Source organism: Mesorhizobium sp. M5C.F.Ca.IN.020.29.1.1, from assembly GCF_003997375.1.
GTDB lineage: Bacteria > Pseudomonadota > Alphaproteobacteria > Rhizobiales > Rhizobiaceae > Mesorhizobium > Mesorhizobium wenxiniae.
Genome location: NZ_RZSW01000568.1, coordinates 1 through 3,874, shown reverse-complemented (window position 1 = coordinate 3,874; position 3,874 = coordinate 1). Strand labels below are relative to the sequence as shown.

The following is a 3,874-nucleotide window of genomic DNA, read 5'->3' as shown; positions in this document are numbered from 1 at the left end:
GCGTTGTCGTGGGGTCGCTTCTCGGCTGGCCGCACGCGAGGCAGCGCCGACATGCTCATCGCCGCCACCGCGGTCGTCCACGACCTCATTCTGGTTACGCGCAACATCGCCGATTTCGACGATACGGGGGTGACGGTCCTCAGTCCTTGGACAATCTGACCTGTTCCCCACGCCGGATCGTCGGGTCGCGGAACTTGGTCCAGAACCACTAAGCCGGTTACGCCAACAATGGAAACGAACCGTATCGTTCCTATATCGGCCGGGTAATCCAAAACTTTCCGGAGCTGCACCATGCGCTATAATCAACTTGGAAACACGGGGATGTTCGTCTCCGAACTTTGCCTCGGCACAATGACCTTCGGCGCCGCAGGCGAAAACGCCCAATGGGGCCTGATCGCCAGCCTCGACCAGAAGGCCGTCGACGAGATCGTCGCCCGCTCGCTCGCCGCCGGCGTCAATTTCTTCGACACGGCGGACGTCTATTCCTTCGGCGCATCGGAACGGCTTCTTGGCCAGTCGCTGAGGAATCTCGGCGTCAAGCGGCAGGATGTGGTCATCGCCACCAAAGTCCATGGCGCCATGGGCGACGGCCCCAACCAGCGCGGCTCCTCGCGCGGCCACATCATGGACTCGGTCGAGGGCAGCCTCGAACGGCTGCAGCTCGACCATATCGATCTCTATCAGCTTCACGGCACCGATCCGGTGACGCCGATCGACGAGACGCTGCGGGCGCTCGACGATCTGGTTGCCAGCGGTAAGGTCCGCTATGTCGGCGTCTCGAACTGGGCCGCCTGGCGCATCGCCAAGGCGCTCGGCATCGCCGACCGCAAGGGCTTCGCCCGTTTTGAGACGGTCCAGTCCTACTATTCGATCGCCGGCCGTGATCTGGAGCGCGAGATCGTTCCGCTGCTCAACGAGGAGAAGCTTGGGCTGATGGTCTGGTCGCCGATGGCGGGTGGTCTGCTCTCCGGCAAATACGGACCCGGTGCCCCCGGCAATGGCGAGGGCCGTCGCGCCAGCTTCAATTTCCCGCCGGTCAATGAAGACCGCGCCTGGGCGGCGGTTGCCGTCATGCGCGAGATCGCCGGCAAGCATGGCGTCAGCGTCGCCACGGTCGCTTTGGGCTATGTGCTGGCCAAACCCTTCGTGATGAGCGTGATCATCGGCGCCAGCCGCATGGAGCAGCTCGAACAGAACCTTGCCGCCACCGAGTTGAAGCTCGACAGTGACGATCTTGCTCGTCTCGACGAGGTCAGCGCGCTGCCGGCTGAATATCCGGGCTGGATGCTCGAGCGTCAGGCAGCGGGCCGGCGTCCGGCGCCCTTTGCGCCGAAAAAGTAATTCAATCTGATCTTCGATTTTCGGGAGCCGGCGGCTCCCGATCTTCTTTGGGCTCCCGATCTTCTTTAGGCTCAGGTCAACCGGACAGTCTCGACCAAAAAGTCGAGAAAGGCCCGCACCCGTGCCGGCAAGTGCTTGCCCTGCCCGACATAGACAGCGTGGGTGAGCTCCTCGTCGCCCGGGTTGAAGTCCTCCAGAAGCGGCACCAGCCGCCCGGCGGCGATGTCGGGTTCCACATGCCAGCGCGCCAGCCGGGCGATTCCCGTGCCCGAGAGCGCCATCAGCCGCATCGCCTCGCCGTCGCTGACCAGCGCGTTTCCGGTGATCGGGACGACAACCGCCTTGCCGGCCGCGTCGACAAAAGGCCAGCCGTCGACATGGCGCACGAAGCAGAAACCCATCCGGTTGTGATGATCGAGATCGGACGGCGTTCGGGGTGTGCCGTGCTTCCTCAGGTAAGGTGGCGCGGCGACGACGACCACCCGGCTCTGCCCGAGCTTGCGCGCCACCAAACGGGATTCACCGAGCGGCCCGGCGCGGATGGCGACATCAGCGCGCTCCTCCATCAGGTCGATGACATTGTCGGTCAAAACCAGATCGACGGCGATTTCCGGATAGCGTTCGAGAAACCGCGGCATGAGCGGGATCAGCCGGTGCTGCCCGAACGGCACGTAGCTGTTGACGCGCAGCCGTCCACGCGGGGCAGCACCGGCCGCCGCCTCACGCTCCGCGGCCGCCATGTCAGCCAGGATGCGCGCGCCGCTGTCGAAGAAGGCCGCGCCTTCTGGGGTTAGTTGCAGCTTGCGCGTCGAACGGCTGACCAGCCGCGCGCCAAGACGTGCTTCCAGCCGCGCGATCAGCTTGCTCACCGCCGACGGCGTCATCCGCAACGTGCGAGCGGCGGCCGAAAAGCTCCCCGCCTCAACAACGCGTACGAACACTTCGATCTCGCCTGAGCGATTGATGTCGGGTCTCGCCATTCGTGAATCTATTTCACAGACGATGTGCCTGACGCAAGGCTGGTTCACAGCACATCGCGACACGATCTTCCGGGTCGGGGCGTGGAGGACACGGCGTCCCGTCGTCAAAACTGGCTGTCATCGAAGTGGGAACCGCCATGCCTCTTGCTCTTTACGCTCTCGCCGCCGGTGCCTTCGGCATCGGCGTCACCGAATTCGTCATCATGGGCCTGCTGCTCGACGTTAGCACCGATTTCGGCGTCTCGATCTCGGCCGCCGGCCAGCTGATCTCAGGCTATGCGCTCGGCGTCGTTGTCGGCGCGCCGCTGCTGACGATCGCCACCGGCCGCTGGCCGCGCAAGACCGTGCTTCTGGGGCTGATGGCGATCTTCACGCTCGGCAACCTCGCCTGCGCGCTGGCCCCCGACTACTGGACGCTGATGGGTGCCCGCGTGCTCACCGCCTTTGCCCACGGCACCTTCTTCGGCGTTGGTTCCGTCGTTGCGACCGGGCTGGTGGCGCCTAACAAGAAGGCCTCGGCGATCGCCCTGATGTTCACCGGCCTGACCATCGCCAACATCCTCGGCGTGCCCTTCGGCACCTGGCTCGGCCAGGCCTTCGGCTGGCGGGCGACCTTCTGGGCGGTAACCCTGGTCGGCATCGTCGCCTTCGCCATCATTCTCCTGCTGGTGCCGCGCAGCCAGGCGGCGCCTGAGAAGAGCGACCTGCGCGGCGATCTCGCTGTGCTCGGCCGCGCGCCGGTCCTGCTTGGCTTCGCCACCACTGTGCTCGGCTATGCCGGCGTCTTCGCCGTCTTCACCTATATCGCCCCCTTGCTGACCGAGATCACCGGTTTTAAGGAAGCAGCCGTGTCGCCGATCCTGCTTGTCTTCGGCGGCGGCCTCATCGCCGGCAATCTCACCGGCGGCAAGGTCGCCGACCGCCGGCTGGTGCCTTCCGTTCTCGGCAGTCTCGTTGTGCTGGCGCTGGTGCTCGGCTCGATGACCTTCGCCCTGCACAGCCAGGCGATGGCCGTCGTCTATGTCGGCCTGCTCGGCGCCGCCGCCTTCGCCACCGTGGCGCCGCTGCAGATGTGGGTGCTGGAAAAGGCTGAAGGCGCCGGCCAGAGCCTCGCCTCGTCCTTCAACATCGCCGCCTTCAACCTCGGCAACGCCGCCGGCGCCTGGCTCGGCGGCGTGGTCATCGCCCATGGCCCCGGCCTCAGCGCCGTGACTTGGGTCGCCGCCCTGCTGCCGCTCTCGGCGCTGGCCGTGGCGGCGCTGGCGCTGCGCCTCGATACTACAGCGCCGCGCGTCCTCTTGGACGCGCAAAGGACGCTGTAGCACGTGATTTTGCGCATGATCCTTGTCCGAAAATCGGTTCCGATTTTCGGGGTCATGCGCAGCTCGGTGCTCGGGTACCGGCATCCGCCCGGTCGTGACGATCCCAAAGAAATCCAAAATACAAGGAGCAAAACCATGGATTATCGACGTCTTGGCGCCTCGGGCCTGAAGGTCCCGGCGCTCTCGTTCGGCGCTGGAACCTTCGGCGGTTCGGGTCCGCTGTTCGGCGCC

3 protein-coding genes and 1 pseudogene are annotated in these 3,874 nt (G+C 65.4%); 3 read left to right on the top strand and 1 reads right to left on the bottom strand.

Annotation, left to right across the window (positions count from 1 at the left end; translation table 11 throughout):
* Positions 1-159, top strand: a pseudogene (locus EOA85_RS39425) (type II toxin-antitoxin system VapC family toxin); the annotation flags it as partial.
* A 132-nt stretch (positions 160-291) separates the two neighbouring features.
* On the top strand, positions 292-1,341 hold the full coding sequence (locus EOA85_RS29770; RefSeq protein ID WP_127212134.1) for an aldo/keto reductase: 1,050 nt from the start codon (positions 292-294) through the stop codon (positions 1,339-1,341).
* Between the two features lie 71 nt (positions 1,342-1,412).
* Here EOA85_RS29770 and EOA85_RS29765 read toward each other — a convergent pair whose 3' ends face one another.
* Positions 1,413-2,321, bottom strand: a complete 909-nt coding sequence (locus tag EOA85_RS29765) for a LysR family transcriptional regulator (protein ID WP_127212133.1) — start codon at positions 2,319-2,321, stop codon at positions 1,413-1,415.
* A gap of 137 nt (positions 2,322-2,458) precedes the next feature.
* On the opposite strand from EOA85_RS29765, the gene EOA85_RS29760 reads away from it, so the two are divergent.
* Positions 2,459-3,643, top strand: a complete 1,185-nt coding sequence (locus EOA85_RS29760; RefSeq protein WP_127212132.1) for an MFS transporter — start codon at positions 2,459-2,461, stop codon at positions 3,641-3,643.
* Positions 3,644-3,874: the final 231 nt, after the last annotated feature.